Origin of the sequence: Kribbella sp. NPDC026596 (genome assembly GCF_040638415.1) — a bacterium.
In the GTDB taxonomy this organism is placed as follows: Bacteria; Actinomycetota; Actinomycetes; order Propionibacteriales; family Kribbellaceae; genus Kribbella.
Map to the genome: position 1 here is coordinate 39698 of NZ_JBEZYF010000050.1, position 20940 is coordinate 60637.

Here is a 20940-nt window from a genome sequence, read left to right on the forward strand (position 1 = left end):
ACCGCACACGGCACCGCACCCGGCGCCGCACCCGGCGCCGGACCGGAGCGCACCGACCCTGGTTCGCGTCCGGGGGATACTTGATTGATCTACATGTAGCCAGACTACTATTGTCTGTCTACATGAAGACTCTCACCGCCCTCAGAGTGGTCGCCGGCGTGCATGCCGTCGCGATCTGCCTGCAGCCGATCCTCGCGGGCGTGTACCTGAACGGCTCCGGCCCGGCGATGCGCCTGCACGAGTCGATCGGCCTGGCACTCACCTTCACCGGCCTCATCCAGTTGCTCATAGCAACGATCTGGTGGCGGTCCGGCGGCCCGCTGATCGCACCGGCGGTGACACTGCTCATCACGCTCGGCGAGGCTCTCCAGGTCGCAATGGGGTACTCGCGCCAACTCGCCATCCACATCCCACTAGGCATCGCCCTGATCGCAGCCGCGGTCGCCTTCGCGTTCTGGACAGCGCGCCAACCGACGAGGGTGCAGGTGACGGTATGACGACCACCATCGAGCCGATCAAGACGCAGGTACGTCGGCCACGCGCGAGCCTCTGGGGACTCCGGATCACCCTCCTGCTGCACGCCGTACTCGTCGGAGCGCAACCGATCCTGGCCGGCTACTTCCTGTCCGGCAACGTCGACGCGATGAACATCCACGGCCCGATCGGGTCGACGGTCTGGATGGTCGCGATGATCCAGTTCGTCGCCGCGGCGATCTACTGGCTGGGCGGCGGCGGTCGGGTCTGGCCGACCATTCTCACCGCGGTGCTGTTCGTCGCCGAGTTCGTCCAGCTCACCTTCGGCTACCTGCAGAACTTCGCGGTCCACGTCCCACTCGGTACGGCGATCGTCATCACCGTCATCTGGATGACCGTCTGGTCGTTCCGTCCCACCGCACGCCTGAGCCGCCGGGAGGCCAAGCGATGACCCTGTCCCGCCGAGGGTTCTTGGCCGTTGGTGCGGCACTCACCCTGACCAGTTGCGGAAGCGAGGCCAAGCCCGCACAAGCCGGTGAACTCCTCCGCAGCAAGGCGCCATTGCCCGAGCCGTTCAAGGTCCCGCTGCCCATACCACCGGTGAAGAAGCCCGTCCGCACTGATGCCGCCGCCGACTACTACCGCGTCGTACAGCGCAAGGCGAGGCTGGAGATCCTCCCCGGCCTCAAGACCGAAGTGATGGGGTACGACGGCCTCCTGCCAGGACCCACGTTCGACTTACGGAGTGGGCGGACCACTGTGATCGAGCAGGTCAACGAGCTCGACTCGTCGACCGTCGTACACCTGCATGGCGGTCACACGCCGGCCACGAGCGACGGCTGGCCACTGGACCTCCTCATGCCACCGGGCGAGAGCCACGCCGGTCACCACGCCATGCCTGGTGGTGACGTGAAGACGGGCAGTCGCACGTACACGTACCCGAACACGCAGCGGGCGGCCATGCTCTGGTACCACGACCACACCATGGACTACACCGCTCCACAGGTCTATCGCGGCCTGTTCGGCGTACACATCATCCGTGATGACGAGGAAGACCGTTTGCCTTTACCTGCGGGCGATCGGGAGATCCCGCTCGTGATCGCGGACCGCGCGTTCGACGACAACGGCGCGTTCCTCTACCCGGTGGCCAAGGACGGCATCGGCGTCGAGCCGCAGTACATGGAAGGCGTCATCGGTGATGTCACGCTGGTGAACGGCGCACCGTGGCCGGTGCACGAGGTGGACGCGGTCCGCTATCGGTTGCGGATCCTGAACGCGAGCAACGCCCGCCGCTATGAGCTCGCGGTCGACAGAGGGCCGGCGAAGTTCGTCCAGATCGGCAGCGATGGTGGACTGCTGGACGCACCGGTCGAGCACAAGACCTTGGTGATCGCCCCGGCCGAGCGCTTCGACGTGATCGTGGATTTCTCGCCGTACCAGCCCGGCGATGAGGTCACGCTGGTCAACAAGCTGGACAACAACGCCAACGTCCTGCGTTTCAAGGTCGCCCGCAAGGCTGTCGACGAGAGCAGCATCCCGGCCAAACTCTCGTCGTACGCCGTACTCCCCAAGCCCGCCGGCGTCGTCCGGAGGAAGTGGCGGTTCAGCCGGGGCGACGCGGGCGAGCACAAAGGGTGGACGATCAACGGAAAGCCGTTCGACCCCGCGGTGATGCAGGCGCAGGTGAAGCTGGATCAGGACGAGATCTGGTCGTTCGTCACCGACGTCCACCACCCGGTGCACGTCCATCTCGCGCCCTTCCAGGTGCTCAGCCGCGGCGGTGGCAAGCCCGGCGGGTACGACGCCGGCTGGAAGGACACCGTCGACGTCCGGCCGGCCGAGGTCGTCGACGTCCTGGTCAGATTCACCGCCCACAAGGGTAAATACCTCATCCACTGCCACAACCTCGAACACGAGGACATGGCGATGATGGCCGGCTTCGAAACGATCTAGCGGACGCCTTGGACCAGGGCTTCGGCGGCCTTGGCGCGCAGTGCGGCGCGGTCGACGCCGGCCACCTCGAGGGCGCGGGCGACGCGGCCGCGTTCGGTGTCGAGGAGGCCGACCAGGATGCGGGTCGGGCCGATCCGGCCGGAGCCGATCTTCGGTGGCGCGTCCATCGCGCGCTTGAGCAGCAGCTTGGTCGACTCACCGATGTCCGGGTCGCGGTGCTCATCAGCTGTTGCGATCGGCAACAAGCCGATCTTGATCGCGATCCCGGCGACGGCCAGGCTGTGCTCCCACTCGCGGGTCAGCGCAGCCCGGATCGCCTCCTCGGTCAGCCCCGCCTCGGCCAGCATCCGCGCCGCGGACGTCGTTTCCGTGGCGGCCAGCGCGAGCAGCACATGCTCGGCCTCGATCGTCCGGGATCCGTCCCGGCGGGCTTCCTCGCGCGCGCCGCGGACCAGCAGCGCGCGGATGTCCTTTGCAGATTTGGACAGCTCATCGCGTCCGGGCGCATCCGACGGCATCAACGCCTCCTCAGGGGGACGCCGGCGGCGAGCAGCCGCCGGGCGTGTTTCTTGTGTACGGCCTGCCGGGTGACCCCCAGCACCTCGGCCACGTCGGACCAGCTCCAGCCGGCCCGCATCGCCTGCTCCACCTGGCTGTCCTCCAGCCGGTCGGCCAGCCGGCGCAGCGCCATCACCGCGGCCAGGCCGGCCGCGGGGTCCTCGGGATCCACCAACTCGGTCATCTAAGCAACTTAGGTTGACAACGCTTGAATGTCAACCAAGGTTGCTTAAACAGACCCCTTGACACCAGGCAGGCCGCCTTCCTATATTCAACGTATCGGTTGATCAAGGGAATGGTTGATAAAGATGACGGTTGATGACGACCAGCTCGATCGGGCCTTCACCGCACTGGGTGACCCGGTCCGGCGGGCGATGATCGCGCGACTGTCCCGCGGGCCGGCCACCGTGAACGAGCTGGCCGAACCGTTCCCGATCACCAAGCAGGCGGTGTCGCGGCACATCCAGGTGCTCGAGGCCGCCGGGCTGATCACCCGGACCCGGGAAGGGCAACGCCGTCCCTGTCACCTGGTGCCGGCCGCCCTGGAAGCCCTGACGAGCTGGATCGACGAGTACCGGCTCGAGACCGAACGCCGCTTCCGCCGAATGGAAGCACTACTGCAGAGGGAGAAAGAACGATGAGTGGCACAACCATCAACACCCCCGCCGGCACCCCGTTCGTCGAGGTGATCCGCGAGTTCGACGCCACCCCGGCGCAGCTGTTCCGGATCGTCACCGACAAGGACCTGGTCGTGCAGTGGCTCGGCCCGCGCGACCTCGACGCGACGGTCGAGAAGTACGACGTACGCCCGGGCGGGACGTACCGCTACATCCACAAGGACGACTCCGGTGAGTACGCCTTCCGTGGTGTCTTCCACACCGTGGAGCAGGACAAGGTGATCATCCAGACCTTCGAGTGGGAAGGCGCGCCGGGCGAGGTCTGCCTGGAGAAGATGACGCTCGAGCCGACCGAGAAGGGCGTCCGCCTGCACCAGCAGTCGGTGTTCCCCTCGGTCGAGAGCCGCGACCAGTCGATCGAGTACGGCATGGCGAACGGCATCAACGACTCGATGGACCGCCTGGCCGAGCTGCTCGCGAAGGAGAGCTGACATGAGCCAGGTCGTCATCGACATCTCGGTGTCGCTGGACGGCTACGTCACCGGGCCCAACGTCGGTCTCGACAACGGGCTCGGTGACGGCGGCGAGGCCTTGCACGACTGGGTCTTCCACGGCACCGACGCGGACCAGGCCATCCTGGACTCGGCCTTCGAGGCGACCGGCGCGGTCATCCAGGGCCGGAACCTGTTCGACATCATCGACGGTCCCGGCGGCTGGAACGAGGAGATGGGGTACGGCGCCAAGCCGACCGGCGAGATGAATCCGCCGATCTTCGTGGTCACCCACTCGGCCCCCGAGAAGACCCGGCTGGGCGATCGGTTCCGGTTCGTGGGCACCGTCGAGGACGCCGTCGAGCAGGCCCGTGCGGTTGCCGAGGGCAAGGATGTTGTCGTGATGGGCGGCGGTCAGGTCTGTCACGAGGTGCTCGCGTCCGGGCTGGCCGACGTACTGCGGTTGCACGTGGCAACCGTCGTACTGGGCGACGGGACGCGACTGTTCCCGGCCACCGCCGCACCTGCTGTCGGGCTGGAGCTGGTCGAGTCCGTCTCGACGCCGGCCGCGCAGCACCTCACCTATCGGGTCGTGAAGGAGAAGTAGCCATGGGCAACGTCATCGCCACGGCGGTCGTCTCGCTCGACGGGTTCGTGGCCGACACCGAGGACGGGGTCGGTCCGCTGTTCGACTGGTACAACAACGGGCCGATCGAGATCTACGGAACCGACCAGGACCGGCCGTTCCACGTGAGCCAGGCCAGCGCGGACTACATCAACTCGACCTGGCCGAACGTCAGCTCGTGCGTGATCGGCCGGCGCCTGTTCGACATCACCAACGGCTGGAACGGCGTACCCGCGGTCGGGGATCACGTCTTCGTGGTCACCCACGAGCCGCCGACCGACTGGCCGTTCCCCGACGCGCCGTTCACGTTCGTCAACGGCATCGAGGAAGCGATCGCCCAGGCCAAGGAGCACGCCGGCGACCACGACGTCTCGGTCACGGGCGGCAACCTGACCGGCCAGGCACTGGCCGCCGGTCTGGTCGACGAGATCGCGTACAACCTGGTCCCGGTGGTGTTCGGCACCGGAGTCCGCTTCTTCGGCGAGTACACCGGCGACCAGATCCTGCTGGACGACCCGAAGATCGTCGTGGGTGACCGCGTCACCCACCTGCACTACCGCGTGAGCAAAGGATGATCCGCGATCACGGTCCGGGACCCGGGCTCAACTTCGGTGAAGCCCGCGTCCTGGACAAGGGGTAGGCCGCTGGCCAGCAACTCCGCCCACCGTGCCGGAGTCGCCGTACGGACGGCCAGCGCGAAGTCCGCCGCAGCCCACTCCTTGCGCGCCCCGGCCGACAACTCCCACCAGGCGAGCTGCGCCGCGTGACCACACTGCGCCATCGCCTTCCCGCTCGACATCTCCAGCCCTGGGTTCAACCACAGCACCGGTACGCCGGGCTCCAGCGCCGGAAGCTCCTCGGGATCCTCGAAGTCGGTGCCACTCACCTGCAGATTCGCGATCTCCGCGGGGATGGCATCCACCGGTGTCGGCGGAAACACGCGTACCTCCGCGGTCACCCCGGTCATCGTGATTCCCGGCACCCCTTCAGCACGGCGCCACTCAATGCCGCGGGCGCGTTTCACGATCTTCCGGATCCGGTCGTCCTGCCAGGCGTGCATCGCCTCGGCCCACTCCCCCACATCCGCCGACCGCTCGTCCGCCAGGATCGCCAGCACCGCCCGCGCCGCCGTCTCCAACGCATCCGTCTGCGCGGGCCGCGCGTTCTTCTCGACTCGCACGACGAGGGTGAGCACCTGTTCCACGCTGCGAGTCTGCCAGGGCTGTAGGTTGACCACATGCAGCAGTACCTGGATCTTCTACGGCACGTGCTGGACAACGGGGTGCAGAAGGGCGACCGGACCGGGACGGGCACGCTGAGCGTGTTCGGCCACCAGTCGCGTTACGACCTCCGTGACGGTTTCCCGGCGGTGACGACCAAGAAGCTGCATCTGCGGTCGGTGATCGGCGAGCTGATCTGGTTCCTCAGCGGGTCGACGAACATCAAGTGGCTGCACGAGAACAACATCTCGATCTGGGACGAGTGGGCCGACGCCGACGGCGAGCTCGGCCCGGTGTACGGCTACCAGTGGCGGTCCTGGCCGACGCCGGACGGCCGGCACGTCGACCAGATCGCGGGCGTGATCGAGGCGATCAAGAACAACCCGGACTCCCGCCGGCACCTCGTGAGCGCGTGGAACGTCGCGGATGTGGACAGCATGGCGTTGCCGCCGTGTCACACCATGTTCCAGTTCTACGTCGCCGACGGCCGCCTGTCCTGCCAGCTGTACCAGCGGTCGGCCGACATCTTCCTCGGGGTCCCGTTCAACATCGCGTCGTACGCGCTGCTGACCCACATGGTCGCGCAGCAGACCGGGCTCGAGGTGGGCGACTTCGTGCACACGCTCGGCGACGCCCACCTGTACCTGAACCACCTCGACCAGGCCCGCCTGCAGCTCACCCGCGGGCCCCGGCCGCTCCCGACCCTCCAACTCGCCAAGCGCGACTCGATCGACACCTACGAGATCGCCGACGTCGAACTGGTCGGGTACGACCCGCACCCCGGGATCAAGGCGCCCATCGCCGTATGACCGTCATTCTGGTTGCCGCAGTCGGGCGGAACGGTGTGATCGGGCGGGACAACGATCTGCCCTGGCGCATCCGCGAGGACCTGCAGCACTTCAAGCAGCTCACTCTCGGCCACACCCTCGTGATGGGCCGCAAGACCTACGACTCGATCGGCCGGCCGCTCCCAGGCCGCCGTACGGTCGTCGTCACCCGCCAGCCGGACTGGTCCGCCGACGGCGTCGAGGTCGTCCACACCCTCGAAGAGGCGCTCAAGTACGAAGGTGACCTCTACGTGGCCGGCGGCGGCGAGATCTACCGCCAGGCCCTCCCGTACGCCGACCGCCTCGAACTCACCGAGGTCGACCAGTCCCCCACCGGCGACGTCACCTTCCCCGAACTCACCCCGGCCGACTGGACCGAAACCGCCCGCGACCAGCACGACGGGTTCACGTTCGTCACCTTCCGCCGCAGCTAACAACGAGTAGCTAACGACCTGACCAGTTCGACCGGGAACCGCGTAGATTGTGTGCGCGTCACGGAGGTGACAGCGCGCGGGCGAGGGGACGCCTCGCGAAGGCCACCGGAGGGGAACCACGATGACCGAAGCAGACAACACAGCAGGTGCGGGAGCGGCCGCGCAGCCGGCGGTGTCGCCGTTGCAGCCGCCGACCGCGACGGCTCCGGGACTGATACTGACCGCTCCGCCACCGTCACAGCCCGTCGCCGCGACGGCCGCTCCGAGTCTGGCACCGGCCGTGGACGCGGCGGCCCTGCCGGCCCTCGACGCGAAGGTGGACACCTTCCTGACCTCCCTGATGGCGGCCGAGCCGCGGTCGCCGGAGTTCGCGGCCAAGGCCAGTGACGTCCGGAGCATGGGCGACGTCGACATCCGCGCCGCCGCGGACAGCTCGAACCGCCTGCTCAAGGCACCGGTACGGGCGCTGCAGGAGGGCGGCCTGTCCGAGGGGTCGACCGTTGGCAAGACCCTGCTCGACCTTCGCCGTACGGTCGAGGACCTGGACCCGAAGGAAGCCGCCGGGCCGAAGAAGCTGCTCGGGATGATCCCGTTCGGGAACAAGATCGAGGACTACTTCCGCAAGTACCAGAGCGCGCAGAGCCACCTCGATGGCATCCTGCACGCGCTGCGCAACGGCCAGGACGAGCTCGGCAAGGACAACGCCGCGCTGAACCTGGAGAAGCAGAACCTCTGGGACGCGATGACCCGGCTGAACCAGTACGTGTACGTCGCCGAGCGGCTCGACGCCCGGCTGTCCGCGGCGATCGCCGAGCTGGACGTGACCAACCCGGACAAGGCGAAGGCGTTCCGCGAGGACGTGCTGTTCTACGTCCGGCAGAAGCACCAAGACCTGCTCACCCAGCTGGCCGTGTCGATCCAGAACTACCTGGCCATCGACATCGTGATCAAGAACAACATCGAGCTGATCAAGGGCGTCGACCGCGCGTCGACCACCACGGTCTCGGCGCTGCGTACGGCGGTCATCGTCGCGCAGGCCCTCAGCAACCAGAAGCTCGTGCTGGACCAGATCAGCGCGCTGAACACGACCACCAGCAACATGATCGAGCGCACCTCGCAGATGCTGAAGGACAACTCGGTGGCGATCCAGCAGCAGGCCGCGTCGGCGACGATCGGGCTGCCGCAGCTGCAGGCGGCGTTCGCGAACATCTACGCGACCATGGACGCGATCGACACGTTCAAGGTGGAGGCGCTGGATAACATGGCCGCCACCATCGGCACGTTGGAGACCGAGGTGACCAAGTCCCGCAGCTACCTGGACCGGGTCGCCCAGCAGGACCAGCGCGTCGTTCACGGCAGCCTCGACCTCGACCTGGGTCGCTGAGGCAGGACGTTGGCTGGGGGACGGGGACTGCATGGCATTCGGTGACTTCCTTGCGCGGCTGACCGGCCGCAAGGCGGAGCCCGAGCCTGCCCCGACCCCTCGCGCACCGACGACCGACGACCTACTGGCGGCGCTGGTTCGGGTCGAGCAGCTTGTCGCGGACGGCGCCGTACCGGCCGTGGTCGCGTCACGGGTCAACCGGGTGGTCCGGACCGTGCGGGACACGATTCCGCGGCTCGGGAACCTCGGTGGCAGCGCCCAGGCGTACTCCGTGATGGCGACGGCGACCGACTACCTGCCGGAGGCGATCGGCGGGTATCTGCGGCTGCCACGGCAGTGGGCGGACACGCGGCCGGTGGACCGGGGCAAGACGTCGCTGATGATCCTGATCGACCAGTTGGACCTCTTGGCCGCAACGATGGACAAAGTGTTCGACGCGGTCAACCGGGCCGACGCGGCGGCGCTGATCGCCCACGGCCGATTCCTGCAGGAGAAGTTCGGCACCGGGTCGACCGGTGGAGCGTTGGCCCTCGGCCCGACGGAATCGACACCACCACCGGACACCGGACCACTGCAACCACCACCTGGACGAGGAGGGGCATGAGCGGCGAGGGGGGCAAGTCACTGCAGCAGGCGCTCGCCGAGCTGCTGACCGTCGCCGCGCGCGCCGGTGTCGCGGAGGACCGTGCCCGCACGGAAGCGCTCTCGCTGGCCGCCGCGTTGGCGGAGTCCGCTCCCAGCGCGCCCGTGGACTGGGCGAAGGCCAACCCCGGCGCGACCACGCAGGACTTCTTCGACAGCGCCGTTCGCGGTCGTCGCTGGCGAGGTGCACCGACCGCGGTGCTGAGTGAACTGATCGCCGAGGGGTCGGCCGAGAAGGTCGCCTATGCCGAGGCGCTCGCCGAGGTGGCGTCGGCGGCCTGCACGCTCGGCGAACCGACGATGCGGGTCATCGGCAACGCGTCTGTTGCTGCGGCCGCCCAACTGCAGGCGGCGGGCGCCCGGCCTCTTCAGGTCGGGGCGACGCCGGTGCAGGCCGGGTCAACGCCGGCGCTCCCGGCGACGTCGGCCGCCGAGGCCGGGCAGGCGGAGCCGGCCGCAGCCGCCGAGGCCGTTGAGGCAGAGCCGGCGAAGACGGTTGAGGAGTTGCTGGCCGACCTCGATGAGCTGACCGGGCTGGCACGGGTAAAGCGCGAAGTGCACCGGCAGGTCGCCGTACTGCGGGTGGAGAAACTGCGGACCGAGGCCGGGTTGAAGAGCCCGACGATCACGCGGCATCTGGTGTTCGTGGGGAATCCGGGCACCGGCAAGACCACGGTGGCGCGGCTGGTGAGCGGGATCTACAAGGCGCTCGGGCTGCTGTCGAAGGGACAGCTCGTCGAGGTCGACCGGTCCGAACTGGTCGCCGGGTATCTCGGCCAGACCGCGACGAAGACCGCCGACGTGGTCGCGTCCGCGGCCGGCGGGGTGCTGTTCATCGACGAGGCGTACAGCCTGACCTCCGGTGACAACGGCGCCGACCAGTACGGGCGCGAAGCCGTCGACACGCTGGTCAAGGAAATGGAGGACCGGCGCGACGACCTGGTCGTGATCGTTGCCGGGTACCCCGAGCCGATGGAGGCGTTCATCGCCGCGAACCCGGGCCTGGCCAGCCGATTCCGGACCACGATCGGGTTCGAGAACTACACCGACGACGAACTCACCGACATCCTCACCGGCCTCGCCGAGGCCGCCGACTACGAGCTGGTCCCGGAAGCCCTCGAGAAGTTCCGGGAGATCCTGGCCACGACGCCGCGGGACAGCTCGTTCGGCAACGGACGATTCGCCCGGAACGCGCTCGAAGCCGCGATCGGCAGGCACGCCTGGCGGCTCCGCGACGTGACGGCACCGACGAAGGACCAACTGCGTCAGATCCTCGCGGAAGACCTGACCGACGACCCCGAGCCGCCACCCGAGGCCAAGCCCGAGCCGCCAGGGGAGTCCGAGGAACCAGACCAGTCCGAGCAAGGAGACGAGGCGTGACCCAAACACAGAGTGCGCCGCCCGCGACCTGGTCGCCACCGGCGCAGCAACCCAGCAACGGCACGCAGCAGGTGCCGGCCAAGCGGACGCGCAGCCCGCGGACCGCGGTCGCAGCCTGGTTCGAAGGCACTCCAGGCCGGATGCGCGCCTTCCTGCTTGTCGCCGCGGCGATGAGCGTGATCTTCGGCCTGGCCGCCGCTCAGGGCTTCCGTCAGTCCGACGGGGCCCTCGAGCGCGCCGAGGCCAACACCGCCCAACTGGTCCGGATCCAGGCGATCCACACCAACCTGGTCAGCGCCAACGCCGACGCGACCAACGCCTTCCTCGTCGGCGGTCTCGAGCCGCCGGAACAGCGTCAGCACTTCGTCGACTCGCTGGCCAACGCCGCTGCATTGATCACGGAGGCGGCCACCGCGCAGCCGGCCGACCAGGAGGCGCTGGGAGCGCTCAACCAGACCTTGATCACGTACGAAGGTCTGATCGAGCAGGCCCGCGCGAACAACCGGCAGGGTCTCCCGATCGGATCGCAGTACCTGAAGGACGCGAACGCCGTACTGCAGAACGACTCGCTCCCACTGGTGAAGGCGTTGGTGCAAGCCAACGAGGAACGGGTCAACACCGAGTTCGACGGCGTCGGGAAAGGCACGATCTGGGTCGTCGTGAGCGGGCTGCTCGCGCTGGTGGTGTTCGTGATCACGCTCCGCTGGCTGGCCCGCCGTACCCACCGCTACGTCAACGTCCCGATCGCGGCCGGCGCCTTGCTCGTCCTGCTGACCACGATCGTCGGCGGGGTCGCGCTGTCCAGCGCCGCCGGCAAGGCGTCCGACACGGGCGACAATGCGTACGCCAAGACCCTGGCGTTGTCGCGGGCCCGGATCGCGGCGTACGACGCCAGGTCGAACGAGAGCCTCACCTTGATCGCGCGCGGTTCGGGCGACGCCTTCGACAAGGCCTACAACGACGCCGCCGCGGTGGTCGACGACCAACTCGGCAAGGCCTCGGGTACGACGGATGGCCTGCAGGACCGCTGGTCCGCGTACAAGATCGTCCACGGCCAGGTCCGCAAGGCAGACACCGGTGGCGACTGGGACGGCGCCGTTGCCTTGGCCGTCGGCAGTGAGCAGAGCCAGAACGACTCCGTGGACAAGTTCACCGACTTCGACAAGAGCTCGGCCGACCAGCTGCAGACCACGAGTGATGCGGTCAGCGACGAACTGACCGACGCCCGCGACGGCCTCCCGCCGATCGGCTGGCTCGGCCTCCCGATCGGCATCGTCGCCGCCCTCCTGGTGGCCTGGGGCATGTCACAGCGACTGGGGGAATACCGATGAAGAAGCTCATCCCGATCGCCGCCGCGGCCGCCCTGCTGCTGACCGCCTGCGGCTCCGGCAACTACGCCGCCACCGAGATCCCCGCCAAGCCGCAGCCCACCGTGACGTCGGCGGCACCGCCGGCCGCCCAGCCCAACTGCGGAAACCCGTTGGCGTCGTACGCGCCCGACGGGCCGCTGCCCGCCCCTGGAGCGATGCCGGCCGGCACCACGATGGCCAAGATCAAGGACCGTGGCCGGCTGATCGCCGGAGTCTCCGCGGACAGCTTCAACCTCGGAGCGCGGGACCCGATCACCGGCCAGATCCGGGGCTTCGACATCGACATGGTCAAGGCCGTCGCGGCGGCGATCTTCGGCACCGACAAGGGGCACCTCGAGCTGCGGGTGATCTCCAGCCCGCAGCGGATCCCCACCCTGCAGGCCGGCTCGGTCGATATCGTCGCGCGGAACATGACCATCAACTGCGCCCGGTGGCAGCAGATCGCCTTCTCCGCCGAGTACTACCGGTCCGGCCAGAAGACCCTGGTGCAGAGCGACTCCACGGCGAAGACGGTGGCCGATCTGTCCGGCAAGACGATCTGCGCCCCAGCCGGGTCGACCAGCCTGGACAACCTGAAGAAGGCGAACCCGGCGGTCAAGCCGATCACCGCCGACACCGACACCGGCTGTCTGGTGCTGTTCCAGCAGGGCAAGGCGGACGGCATCAGCGGTGACGACACGGTACTGGCCGGCGATGTCGCGCAGGACCCGTACGCGAAGGTGCTCGACGAGAGGTTCAGCGAGGAGCCGTACGGCCTCGGGATCCCGAAGCAGAACGTGGATTTCGTGAAGTTCGTGAACGGCGTGCTCGCGCAGATGAAGGAGAACGGCACCTGGATGACGTCGTACAACACGTGGCTCAAGCCCGCGCTGGGTGAGCTGAAGGCTCCGCCGACGGCTGTGTACGGCCGGTGAATCGATGACCGTTCGTACGCCGACGGCGAGTGCTCCGGCGCCGCCGGGGAGGATGGGGAGCAGCGTTCCGGCTTCGGAGCTGCTGTCCTTCCTTGATGCGTTGGGGACTTGGCGGGATCGGCGGAAGGCTGAGCTCGACGAGTTGGATCAGGCTGCGTTGCACGCGCCGGATGCGGATGCTTTGAGTGCGGACGTCGTACTGAGCATGGCGGTGTGGAAGGCCGTGTCGGATCGGTACGAGTTGATCCTGGTGACCTGGGACTCCGGGCGGGTCGGGACGAAGGAGACCGAGCGGATCTCGACCTTGATCTGGGGCGGCCTGGACACCGGCGGCGCCGGCGGGTCGCTCGCGGTTTCGTTGCCTGAGGCATGCAAGTTGTCGGATGCGCTCGCGTCGAGCCTGCGGGCGAAGCTGGCACTGGAGCCGGGCGACGCCGACCTCGCCGCCCACCTGCGGCAGCTGCGCGCTCAGGTCGAGCGGATCAGCGACCTGGTCAAGCAAGAGCCGGCAACCGTCCGCAACGCGGCGCTCGCCGAGCACCACGACCTCGATCGCCGCGTCATCGATCTGACCGACCGCAACAAGCGCGGCGCGGACATCGGCGGGCTGATCGGTCCGCTCGAGATCGACGCGGCCCGGACCGAGCGCGACCTGATCGTCGGCGCCGCGACCCGCAAGGAGCGCGCGGCCGACGTAGCCCGCGCGCGATCCCTGCGCGGTGAACTGGAAGCGCAGGGCACCGCGGTCCGCGCCCTCGCCGACAAGGCGGTCGCCGCGGTCACACCCGCCCCGCGGCTCGCCGTACCCGATGTGACCGCACTCGGCCCGGTGCCGAACACCCCGGCCGAGCTGGAGAAGTACCTGACCCGGCTGGACGCCGTACGGCGGGCGCTGGGTCAGGCGCAGGCGGCGTACGGCGCCGCACTCGAACGCCGGGACGAGCTGGCCGCCCGGCTGGACGCGTACCAGGTGAAGGCGAACAGTGTTGCCCGAGGCAATGAAGATCTCGCGGAGCTGTACCGGCGGGGCCGCCAGGTGATCGCGGCGGAGCCGGTCGACACGCTCCGGCTCGGCGCACTCGTGACGGCGTACCAGGCCTACCTGGAAGCCACAGGAGGGACGAAATGACGACCACCGCCTGCACCCAGCCCGGCTGCACGGGGACGATCCTGGACGGGTACTGCGACGTCTGCGGCTCACCCGCGGCAGCAGCGCCCGCCGCGTCGGCTGCCCCATCGACCGGCGCCTGTAACCAGCCCGGCTGCACCGGCACCTTCGTCGACGGGTACTGCGACGTCTGCGGCTCCCCCGCGCCCGACGGCACCACGAGCCCGTCGGCCGTCTCCGGCGCCCCGGCCGTGACCAGCGACCCCGACCCGATCAGTACGCCGTCGACCGTGTCCCGCGCGTCGAACCGGCTCGCGTCGACACCACTCGGTTCCGCCCGGGCAGCCCAGGCCGGGTCGAAGCTGACCCGCAAGCTCGGGACGTCGTCCACCCGGTTGCGCGGAGCGCGGCTCGGCGCCGGGCTGACGCACGTACCGACGATCCCCGCGATCGACGCGAGCAAGGCGATCCTGGCCAACCCGATGGTGCCCGAGGACCGCCGGAATTGCCCGAACTGCGGCAACCCGGTCGGCCGCTCCCGCGGTGGTGAGCCAGGCCGGACCGAGGGCTTCTGCCCGAAGTGCCGCAACCGGTTCTCGTTCTCGCCGAAGCTGCAAGCGGGTGACCTGGTCGGCGGTCAGTACCAGGTGGCCGGCTGCCTGGCGCACGGTGGTTTCGGCTGGATCTACCTGGCCCGGGACAAGAATGTGTCCGACCGGTGGGTGGTACTGAAGGGCCTGCTGAACTCCGAGGACCCCGACGCCGTCGCGGCCGCGATCGCTGAGCAGCAGTTCCTGGCCCGGGTCGAGCACCCGCTGATCGTCGAGATCTACAACTTCGTCACCCACGACGGCGCCGGCTACATCGTGATGGAGTACGTCGGCGGCACCTCGCTGAAGACGTTGCTCAAGCAACGGATGGCCGCGAACAACGGCCAGTACGACGCGCTGCCGATCGACCAGGCGATCGCGTACCTCCTGGAGATCCTGCCGGCCTTCTCGTACCTGCACGACCTCGGCCTGGTGTACTGCGACTTCAAGCCGGACAACATCATCCAGGTCGGTGACGCGGTCAAGCTGATCGACCTGGGTGGCGTCCGGCGGATCGACGACCTGGACTCCGCGATCTACGGGACGGTCGGCTTCCAGGCCCCCGAGGTGGCCGAGGTCGGCCCGTCGATCGCCTCCGACATCTACACCCTCGGCCGGACACTGTGCGTGCTGGCGATGGAGTTCCGGGGCTACCAGTCCCGGTACGTCGACTCGCTGCCGCCGGTGAACGAAGTACCGCTGTTCCAGAAGTACGACTCGGTGTACCGCCTGCTGACCAAGGCCTGCGCGAAGGACCCGGCGGACCGGTTCCAGACCGCGGACGAGTTCCGCGTGCAGCTTCTCGGCGTACTGCGTGAGGTCGTCGCGGAGAAGCAGGGCACCAAGGCGGCCCAGCACTCCGCGTCGTCGCTGCTGTTCGGTACTCCGGGTGACAAGGCATCCGGACTGGGTGACACGACCGCACCGTGGCAGCAGCTGCCTTCGCTCGCGCCGGACGACAGCGACAAGATGGCCGGCTGGCTGAAGACCGTCAGCGTGCCGGACCCCGCCAAGCGGCTAGAGTTGCTGGTCGACGCGCCAGAGCAGTCTCCGCAGACCCTGCTGGAGGTCGCGGAGGCCGCACTCGAGGTTGGCGAATCCCGCTACGAGATGGTCGACACCGCGGTGACCGACCTGCTCGCGGCGGACCCGTGGGAGTGGCGGGCCGTCTGGATGGCCGGACTGGTCGCGCTTGCCCGTGGCGACTCGGCTGCCGCGCAGTCCGCCTTCAACGCCGTCTATGGCCAGGTCCCGGGTGAGCTGGCGCCGAAGCTCGCGCTGGGGATCGCCTGTGAGCTGAGCAACGAGTTCGACGTTGCCGAGGGCCTCTATCTCACCTGTGCCCGGACCGACGCCAACTACATCGCCCCGTCGGCGTTCGGTCTGGCCGCCATCCGCACGCAGCGCAACGACCTCGACGGCGCCCTCGCCGCACTCGACCTGGTGCCGCGCACCAGCGGCTCGTACGTGCGGGCTCGTCGCCAGCGAGCCGGACTCCTGGCAGGATCGGGCCGTGGCCTTCCCGCGCTCGCCCAGGCGATGAACAGCATCGAGTCGCTGACCATCGACCCGGTCGACCGGGCCAACCTGGCCGCGGACGTGTTCCGGACCGCGCTGGCCGAGGTCCAGCAGTCCGGTCCGCAGAAGGAGCTGCGGATCGACGGCCGGGAGGCCACCGAGCCGGCCCTGCGGGACGGGCTCGAGGCCACCTACCGGCAGCTGGCCGACCAGGCCGGGAGCCGGCCGGAACGGATCGCCCTGGTCGACCAGGCCAACGAAGTTCGAGGATGGACGTTGCGATGACGAGTACGACCCAGACGGTCTGCCCCAGCTGCGGGGGGCCGGTCTCCGAGTCCGATCGCTTCTGCGAGGCCTGCGGCGCCGAGCTCAACCCGGGCAGCGCCACGCCCAGCACACCTGCCTTGGACACGGACACCGAGCCGACGATCGAGATCAACACCGGCGCCAGTCCGGTCGCGGGCCCGTGCCAGTCCTGTGGCGGTGTGATCGGCGCGGAGGGCTACTGCGAGACCTGCGGCACCAAGGCCGCCAAGGTCCGCGATCACTTCAGCGAGCAGCCCTCGCCGTGGGTCGCCGGCGTGTGCGACCGGGGTATCCGGCACAGCCGCAATGAGGACGCCATGGCGATCGCTGCGGACACTGAGCCGGGCAGCCGGGCGCTAGTGGTCGTCTGCGACGGCGTCAGCTCGTCACTGGACTCGGATGTCGCTTCGCTGGCCGCGGCCCGCGCGGCTCGCGACGTACTGACCGCTGGGCACGCGCTGGGCATGGGCACCGAGTCGTCCCGGGGCAGTGCGATCGTGGCCCGGCTCAAGGCGGCTGCCGACGCGGCCAATGACGCTGTCATCGACAACACGAGTCCGGACAGTCCCAACCCGGCGTCGTGCACGTTCGTGGCGACGGTCTTGGAAGACGGTCTGCTCGTGGCGGGCAACGTCGGGGACAGTCGCGCGTACTGGTTCCCGGACGACGCCGAGGCTGTCGCACTCACCGTGGACGACTCCTGGGCCGCGGAGCTCATCGCGACCGGCATCTCGCGGGCGGAGGCGGAGTCCGGTCCGCACGCACACGCGATCACCCGCTGGCTCGGCAAGGACGCTCCGGACCACACGCCGCGTACGACGACAGTCCACGTGACCGGTCCCGGCTGGGTCGTGGTCTGCTCGGACGGACTGTGGAACTACTGCTCCGAGGCGGCACCGCTGGCCGACCTCGTACGTCAGACCGCTGCGGCGAACGGTGGCGAGCCCAAAGCCACCGCGTCCGCCCTGGTCGACTGGGCCAACGCCCAGGGCGGTCAGGACAACATCACCGTCGCGCTGGCGCGAATCTAAGGAGAGGGACCCGAGATGGCCGACTTCACCGCCTCCGTCTACCAGAACGAATTCCTGCCCGACGGCGGAACCGATGTGCACGCCATCGTCACGGTGAACTGCAGCGGCGCCGGCGCGGCCGGACAGTCCGGCAGCGGTGACGCGGGCGAGATCATCATCGTCGACACGTCGGGCTCGATGGGCAAGGACGGGGTCCGGGCCGCCGCGTTCGCCGCGCAGACCGCGCTCGACCAGATCCTCGACGGGGTCTGGTTCGCGGTGATCTCCGGCAACGACCGTGCCCAGCTGGCGTTCCCGCCGTCGCCGGAACCGGTGATGGTGCGGATGGACCAGTTCACCCGGCAGGCGGCCAAGGACGCGGTGGCCCGCTTCTACGCCGACGGCGGCACCGCGATGGGCACCTGGCTGCGGCTCGCCTCGCGGGTGTTCGCGACCGTGCCGTCGCTGACCCAGAAGCACGCCATCCTGCTCACCGACGGCGAGAACCAGCACGAAACGCCCGAGGTGCTGACCCAGACCATCCAGGCCGTCACCGGTCAGTTCCAGTGCGACTGCCGCGGTGTCGGCGTGGCCTGGCAGGTCGACGAGGTACGGCGGATCGCGCAGGCGCTGCTCGGTACGGTCGACATCATCCCGGCCCCGGACCAGCTGGCGGCCGAGTTCTCCAAGCTGATCCAGAACGCGATGAGCCGCGGTGTCGCGCAAGCCGACCTCCGGGTCTGGGCGCCGCAGGGTGCCGAGGTGCTGTTCGTCCGCCAGGTCGCTCCCACGGTCGAGGACCTGACCACCCGACGTACGGCGATCAACGCGCTCACCGGCTCGTACCCGACCGGCTCGTGGGGTGACGAGTCCCGCGACTACCACGTGGCGATCCGCCTTGCCGCCAAGGGCGTCGGGCAGGAGCAGCTCGCCGCCCGGGTGCAGCTGGTGCTCGGCGACGACGTGGTCGCGCAGGGCCTGGTCAAGGCGCTGTGGTCCGCCGACGAGGCGCTGACCACGCGGATCAGCCCGGAGGTCGCGCACTACACCGGGCAGACCGAGCTGGCCGAGGCGATCCAGGAGGGCCTGGCCGCGAAGGCCGCGGGCGACACCGCGACGGCGACCACGAAGCTCGGCCGCGCGGTCCAGCTCGCCGCCCAGACCGGCAACGAGGAGGCCACCACCCGGCTGCGCAAGGTCGTCGACATCGACGACCAGGACACGGGTACGGTGCGGCTCAAGCGGACGGTCGAGAAGGCCGACGAGATGGCGCTCGACACGGCCTCCACCAAGACCACCCGGGTGAAGAAATGACGACAGTCAGCTGTCCTAGCGGGCACCCGTCCGTCTCGACCGACTACTGCGACGTCTGCGGGCTGCCGATCGGCGCCGCGGCGGGTGCGCCGGCCGCCGCGCAGGTGCCTGCCCCGGCCGTCGCGGCGCCGGCACCCGCACCCGCGGCCCAGACGTGCCCGAACTGTTCGGAGCCGGCGGCCACGGACGCCCTCTTCTGTGAGAACTGCGGCTACGACTTCACCACCGGCACCATGCCGCGGGCGGCTTCGTCCCTCGACCTGTCCACTCCACCGCCGGTGCCGCCCGCGCCGACCGCGGTTGCCGACTGGGTGGTCGAACGCTGGGTCGACCCCGACTGGTACGCCGTGCAGCAGAGCGACGACCCGTGTCCGTCGCCGGGCCTGCCGGCGGTGATCCCGCTGGTCGAGAAGAGCGTGCTGATCGGGCGCCCGTCCCGCAGCCGCAACATCTCCCCCGAGATCGACTGCGGCGACGACACCGGCGTGAGCCGGCGCCAGGCGCAGCTCACCACGGACGGCCAGCGCTGGTGGGTCGAGGACCTGCAGTCCTCCAACGGCACGTACGTCGCTCCCGCGGCCGGACCGCTCCCCGAGGACCCGATCATCCCCGGCCAGCGCCAGGAGCTGAACCCGGACGACCGCGTCTACGTCGGCGCCTGGACCCGCCTGGTCGTCCGCAAGGCCACCCCGGAAGAACAAGCCGGCCAGGCCTGATCTTTCAAGGCACCAGGACGAGTTTGCCGCGGACGCCTCCGGCCTGGAGCAGGTCGACGGCGTCCGCCGCCTCCGTCAGCGCGAGGGTCTTGGCGACGGTCGCGGTGAGGTGACCGGCCGCCGCAGCGCGGGCGAGGTGATCCAGCGTGCGTCCGTCGGGCTCGGCACGGACGATCCTGGGATCGATGCCCCGGTCCGCGGTGAACTGACCGCCCGGAACCCAGAACTCCGGCACGGTCGTCACGTAGCTCCCGCCGTCGCGCACCGCTGCAAACGCCGCACGAGCTCGCGGACCACCGACCACGTCGAGAGCGGCATCGGCCGACCCCGGCGCCGGCTCCTCTCCCCGATCCGGGGTGAGCACGGTGATTCCGCGCGAGACGGCGAGCTCAGCAGCGAACCGGCCGACCGCACCGCGCGGCCCGTTGACCAGCAGCGTGGTGCCCGGTGCGAGGTCGAGGAGCTCCAGCGCCTGGTACGCGGTCAGTCCGGCGAGCGGCAGCGTGGCCGCCTCGGTCCAGTCGAGGTTCGCGGGCGCCGCCGCCACCTGTGCGGCGGGCAGCGTCACGTACTCGGCGAACCCACCAACCTGCGTCCGCGAGTGACCGGTACTCGCGATCACCGCAGCCCCCGCCACCCAGTCCCCACCCTCGACCACGCCGGCCACGTCGTACCCAGGTACGAGCGGCAGCCGGAGTTCGTCGTACCAGCGGTAGTTGCCGGCCACCATGCCGAGGTCGGCGGGGTTGACCGCCGCGGCCATCACCTTGATCAGGACCTCGCCGTCAGCGGGTTCCTTCACCGGCAGGGTGTGCGGCCGCAGCCGTGCTCCGGGGCCGACCTGATCGGTTGCCATCGCGCGCATCGTCGTCATGATCCCGACCGTAGGCAGCATCCGGCCGCTGGTCGTTGATCGAGATCAATCGCCGCCGGATCCGGCTGAGGGCTTCCGGCGTGATCCCGACGTAGGACGCGATGTGGCGCTGCGTGAGCCGGGTGGCGAGGTCCTCGTGGCCGGCCAGGAACAGCCGGTACCGCTCGGCCGCGTCGGCGAGCAGCAGTTCGGTCTGCCGCTGCTCGACGCGCAGGTACAGCGCCTCGGTCAGCCTGGCGACGAGTTGTCGCCAGCCCGAGCTCGCCGCGACCATCGCGTCGTACGCCGACCGCGGAGCGACCATCAGATCGGCGGGCTCGAGCGCCTCGATCGTCACCTGCGAGGTCTCCCGGCGCAGCACCGCGCTGTAGGCGCAGACGAGCTCACCCTCGGCGCGGAACGCGAGCGTACGGTCGGTGCCCGCGGCGTCGGTCTGGTACAGCCGGAAGAGCCCGCGCTCGACGAACCCGACGCGCTCCGGCCGGTCACCGGCCCGGACCAGCAACTCGCCGCGCTCGACCCGGGCCGGCCGGAACAGCGCGCGGCCACGATCGGCATCGACCTCGGGGAGCCGAGCCAGGAAGCGGTCGAAGTGGCTGGTCACCTGACCATTGT

24 protein-coding genes are annotated in these 20940 nt (G+C 69.3%); 19 read left to right on the forward strand and 5 right to left on the reverse strand.

Features of this window, described 5'->3' with window-relative positions:
* The first annotated feature begins 122 nt into the window (after positions 1 to 122).
* From AB0E63_RS32195 to AB0E63_RS32205, 3 genes are read left to right on the forward strand one after another with little or no spacing between them, the layout of a single operon-like run.
* Positions 123 to 497 (forward strand): hypothetical protein, encoded by a 375-nt coding sequence (locus tag AB0E63_RS32195; protein WP_360374604.1) that lies wholly within the window; start codon positions 123 to 125, stop codon positions 495 to 497.
* On the forward strand, positions 494 to 925 hold the full coding sequence (locus AB0E63_RS32200; RefSeq protein ID WP_360374606.1) for a hypothetical protein: 432 nt from the start codon (positions 494 to 496) through the stop codon (positions 923 to 925). Before AB0E63_RS32195 ends, AB0E63_RS32200 begins: the two co-directional genes overlap by 4 nt.
* Complete coding sequence (locus tag AB0E63_RS32205) at positions 922 to 2427, forward strand: multicopper oxidase domain-containing protein (protein WP_360374608.1); 1506 nt, start codon at positions 922 to 924, stop codon at positions 2425 to 2427. The genes AB0E63_RS32200 and AB0E63_RS32205 overlap by 4 nt, the downstream gene beginning before the upstream one ends.
* On the opposite strand, the gene AB0E63_RS32210 is transcribed toward AB0E63_RS32205, so the two are convergent.
* Positions 2424 to 2945: a Clp protease N-terminal domain-containing protein gene (locus tag AB0E63_RS32210; RefSeq protein WP_360374610.1), complete on the reverse strand. Its 522-nt coding sequence runs from the start codon at positions 2943 to 2945 to the stop codon at positions 2424 to 2426. The genes AB0E63_RS32205 and AB0E63_RS32210 overlap by 4 nt on opposite strands.
* Entirely contained in the window at positions 2945 to 3169 is a 225-nt protein-coding gene (locus AB0E63_RS32215) for a hypothetical protein (RefSeq protein WP_360374612.1), read from the reverse strand. Before AB0E63_RS32215 ends, AB0E63_RS32210 begins: the two co-directional genes overlap by 1 nt.
* A gap of 124 nt (positions 3170 to 3293) precedes the next feature.
* Here AB0E63_RS32215 and AB0E63_RS32220 point away from each other — a divergent pair, with 124 nt between their 5' ends.
* The 4 genes from AB0E63_RS32220 to AB0E63_RS32235 are packed head-to-tail and all read left to right on the forward strand — an operon-like array spanning position 3294 to position 5293.
* Positions 3294 to 3626: a metalloregulator ArsR/SmtB family transcription factor gene (locus AB0E63_RS32220; RefSeq protein ID WP_360374614.1), complete on the forward strand. Its 333-nt coding sequence runs from the start codon at positions 3294 to 3296 to the stop codon at positions 3624 to 3626.
* A complete protein-coding gene (locus AB0E63_RS32225) occupies positions 3623 to 4093 on the forward strand; it encodes an SRPBCC domain-containing protein (RefSeq protein WP_360374616.1) in 471 nt (156 codons plus the stop codon). Before AB0E63_RS32220 ends, AB0E63_RS32225 begins: the two co-directional genes overlap by 4 nt.
* Before the next feature lies 1 nt (position 4094).
* Positions 4095 to 4700, forward strand: a complete 606-nt coding sequence (locus AB0E63_RS32230; protein ID WP_360374617.1) for a dihydrofolate reductase family protein — start codon at positions 4095 to 4097, stop codon at positions 4698 to 4700.
* Between the two features lie 2 nt (positions 4701 to 4702).
* Positions 4703 to 5293 (forward strand): dihydrofolate reductase family protein, encoded by a 591-nt coding sequence (locus AB0E63_RS32235; protein ID WP_360374619.1) that lies wholly within the window; start codon positions 4703 to 4705, stop codon positions 5291 to 5293.
* Here the strand turns inward: AB0E63_RS32235 and AB0E63_RS32240 are convergent.
* Positions 5272 to 5922, reverse strand: coding sequence for a peptidyl-tRNA hydrolase (locus AB0E63_RS32240; protein WP_360374621.1), 651 nt, complete (start codon positions 5920 to 5922; stop codon positions 5272 to 5274). The two genes, AB0E63_RS32235 and AB0E63_RS32240, sit on opposite strands and share 22 nt — an antisense overlap.
* 33 nt (positions 5923 to 5955) lie before the next feature.
* Here AB0E63_RS32240 and AB0E63_RS32245 point away from each other — a divergent pair, with 33 nt between their 5' ends.
* The 12 genes from AB0E63_RS32245 to AB0E63_RS32300 all read left to right on the forward strand — a co-directional run bounded on the left by AB0E63_RS32245 (position 5956) and on the right by AB0E63_RS32300 (position 19451).
* Positions 5956 to 6747 carry a thymidylate synthase gene (locus AB0E63_RS32245; RefSeq protein WP_360374622.1) on the forward strand — a complete coding sequence of 264 codons (792 nt, stop codon included), beginning with the start codon at positions 5956 to 5958 and terminating at the stop codon, positions 6745 to 6747.
* On the forward strand, positions 6744 to 7199 hold the full coding sequence (locus AB0E63_RS32250; RefSeq protein WP_360374624.1) for a dihydrofolate reductase: 456 nt from the start codon (positions 6744 to 6746) through the stop codon (positions 7197 to 7199). The genes AB0E63_RS32245 and AB0E63_RS32250 overlap by 4 nt, the downstream gene beginning before the upstream one ends.
* Before the next feature lie 121 nt (positions 7200 to 7320).
* Entirely contained in the window at positions 7321 to 8583 is a 1263-nt protein-coding gene (locus AB0E63_RS32255) for a toxic anion resistance protein (protein ID WP_360374626.1), read from the forward strand.
* Positions 8584 to 8614: 31 nt separating this feature from the next.
* Positions 8615 to 9187 carry a hypothetical protein gene (locus tag AB0E63_RS32260; RefSeq protein WP_360374628.1) on the forward strand — a complete coding sequence of 191 codons (573 nt, stop codon included), beginning with the start codon at positions 8615 to 8617 and terminating at the stop codon, positions 9185 to 9187.
* Positions 9184 to 10605 carry an AAA family ATPase gene (locus AB0E63_RS32265; protein ID WP_360374630.1) on the forward strand — a complete coding sequence of 474 codons (1422 nt, stop codon included), beginning with the start codon at positions 9184 to 9186 and terminating at the stop codon, positions 10603 to 10605. Before AB0E63_RS32260 ends, AB0E63_RS32265 begins: the two co-directional genes overlap by 4 nt.
* Positions 10602 to 11936 carry a hypothetical protein gene (locus AB0E63_RS32270; protein WP_360374632.1) on the forward strand — a complete coding sequence of 445 codons (1335 nt, stop codon included), beginning with the start codon at positions 10602 to 10604 and terminating at the stop codon, positions 11934 to 11936. Before AB0E63_RS32265 ends, AB0E63_RS32270 begins: the two co-directional genes overlap by 4 nt.
* A complete protein-coding gene (locus AB0E63_RS32275) occupies positions 11933 to 12889 on the forward strand; it encodes a glutamate ABC transporter substrate-binding protein (RefSeq protein WP_360374634.1) in 957 nt (318 codons plus the stop codon). Before AB0E63_RS32270 ends, AB0E63_RS32275 begins: the two co-directional genes overlap by 4 nt.
* A gap of 4 nt (positions 12890 to 12893) precedes the next feature.
* Entirely contained in the window at positions 12894 to 14018 is a 1125-nt protein-coding gene (locus tag AB0E63_RS32280) for a hypothetical protein (protein WP_360374636.1), read from the forward strand.
* On the forward strand, positions 14015 to 16390 hold the full coding sequence (locus tag AB0E63_RS32285) for a tetratricopeptide repeat protein (protein ID WP_360374638.1): 2376 nt from the start codon (positions 14015 to 14017) through the stop codon (positions 16388 to 16390). Before AB0E63_RS32280 ends, AB0E63_RS32285 begins: the two co-directional genes overlap by 4 nt.
* Entirely contained in the window at positions 16387 to 17442 is a 1056-nt protein-coding gene (locus AB0E63_RS32290; protein ID WP_360374640.1) for a PP2C family serine/threonine-protein phosphatase, read from the forward strand. The genes AB0E63_RS32285 and AB0E63_RS32290 overlap by 4 nt, the downstream gene beginning before the upstream one ends.
* Positions 17443 to 17457: 15 nt before the next feature.
* Positions 17458 to 18735 carry a VWA domain-containing protein gene (locus AB0E63_RS32295; RefSeq protein WP_360374641.1) on the forward strand — a complete coding sequence of 426 codons (1278 nt, stop codon included), beginning with the start codon at positions 17458 to 17460 and terminating at the stop codon, positions 18733 to 18735.
* Positions 18732 to 19451 (forward strand): FHA domain-containing protein, encoded by a 720-nt coding sequence (locus AB0E63_RS32300; protein WP_360374643.1) that lies wholly within the window; start codon positions 18732 to 18734, stop codon positions 19449 to 19451. Before AB0E63_RS32295 ends, AB0E63_RS32300 begins: the two co-directional genes overlap by 4 nt.
* Before the next feature lie 4 nt (positions 19452 to 19455).
* On the opposite strand, the gene AB0E63_RS32305 is transcribed toward AB0E63_RS32300, so the two are convergent.
* Positions 19456 to 20325, reverse strand: a complete 870-nt coding sequence (locus AB0E63_RS32305) for an NADP-dependent oxidoreductase (RefSeq protein WP_360374645.1) — start codon at positions 20323 to 20325, stop codon at positions 19456 to 19458.
* Positions 20237 to 20929, reverse strand: a complete 693-nt coding sequence (locus tag AB0E63_RS32310) for a Crp/Fnr family transcriptional regulator (protein ID WP_360374647.1) — start codon at positions 20927 to 20929, stop codon at positions 20237 to 20239. Before AB0E63_RS32310 ends, AB0E63_RS32305 begins: the two co-directional genes overlap by 89 nt.
* Between the last annotated feature and the right edge of the window lie 11 nt (positions 20930 to 20940).

Bases quoted from the DNA above. Each gene is read 5' to 3' on its own strand.
- AB0E63_RS32275 (WP_360374634.1), top strand. From the start codon at position 11,933: ATGAAGAAGCTCATCCCGATCGCCGCCGCGGCCGCCCTGCTGCTGACC.
- AB0E63_RS32235 (WP_360374619.1), top strand. From the start codon at position 4,703: ATGGGCAACGTCATCGCCACGGCGGTCGTCTCGCTCGACGGGTTCGTG.
- AB0E63_RS32220 (WP_360374614.1), top strand. From the start codon at position 3,294: ATGACGGTTGATGACGACCAGCTCGATCGGGCCTTCACCGCACTGGGT.
- AB0E63_RS32305 (WP_360374645.1), bottom strand. From the start codon at position 20,325: ATGACGACGATGCGCGCGATGGCAACCGATCAGGTCGGCCCCGGAGCA.
- AB0E63_RS32290 (WP_360374640.1), top strand. From the start codon at position 16,387: ATGACGAGTACGACCCAGACGGTCTGCCCCAGCTGCGGGGGGCCGGTC.
- AB0E63_RS32265 (WP_360374630.1), top strand. From the start codon at position 9,184: ATGAGCGGCGAGGGGGGCAAGTCACTGCAGCAGGCGCTCGCCGAGCTG.
- AB0E63_RS32225 (WP_360374616.1), top strand. From the start codon at position 3,623: ATGAGTGGCACAACCATCAACACCCCCGCCGGCACCCCGTTCGTCGAG.
- AB0E63_RS32280 (WP_360374636.1), top strand. From the start codon at position 12,894: ATGACCGTTCGTACGCCGACGGCGAGTGCTCCGGCGCCGCCGGGGAGG.
- AB0E63_RS32295 (WP_360374641.1), top strand. From the start codon at position 17,458: ATGGCCGACTTCACCGCCTCCGTCTACCAGAACGAATTCCTGCCCGAC.
- AB0E63_RS32260 (WP_360374628.1), top strand. From the start codon at position 8,615: ATGGCATTCGGTGACTTCCTTGCGCGGCTGACCGGCCGCAAGGCGGAG.
- AB0E63_RS32245 (WP_360374622.1), top strand. From the start codon at position 5,956: ATGCAGCAGTACCTGGATCTTCTACGGCACGTGCTGGACAACGGGGTG.
- AB0E63_RS32255 (WP_360374626.1), top strand. From the start codon at position 7,321: ATGACCGAAGCAGACAACACAGCAGGTGCGGGAGCGGCCGCGCAGCCG.
- AB0E63_RS32200 (WP_360374606.1), top strand. From the start codon at position 494: ATGACGACCACCATCGAGCCGATCAAGACGCAGGTACGTCGGCCACGC.
- AB0E63_RS32210 (WP_360374610.1), bottom strand. From the start codon at position 2,945: ATGCCGTCGGATGCGCCCGGACGCGATGAGCTGTCCAAATCTGCAAAG.
- AB0E63_RS32205 (WP_360374608.1), top strand. From the start codon at position 922: ATGACCCTGTCCCGCCGAGGGTTCTTGGCCGTTGGTGCGGCACTCACC.
- AB0E63_RS32215 (WP_360374612.1), bottom strand. From the start codon at position 3,169: ATGACCGAGTTGGTGGATCCCGAGGACCCCGCGGCCGGCCTGGCCGCG.
- AB0E63_RS32285 (WP_360374638.1), top strand. From the start codon at position 14,015: ATGACGACCACCGCCTGCACCCAGCCCGGCTGCACGGGGACGATCCTG.
- AB0E63_RS32195 (WP_360374604.1), top strand. From the start codon at position 123: ATGAAGACTCTCACCGCCCTCAGAGTGGTCGCCGGCGTGCATGCCGTC.
- AB0E63_RS32300 (WP_360374643.1), top strand. From the start codon at position 18,732: ATGACGACAGTCAGCTGTCCTAGCGGGCACCCGTCCGTCTCGACCGAC.
- AB0E63_RS32230 (WP_360374617.1), top strand. From the start codon at position 4,095: ATGAGCCAGGTCGTCATCGACATCTCGGTGTCGCTGGACGGCTACGTC.
- AB0E63_RS32250 (WP_360374624.1), top strand. From the start codon at position 6,744: ATGACCGTCATTCTGGTTGCCGCAGTCGGGCGGAACGGTGTGATCGGG.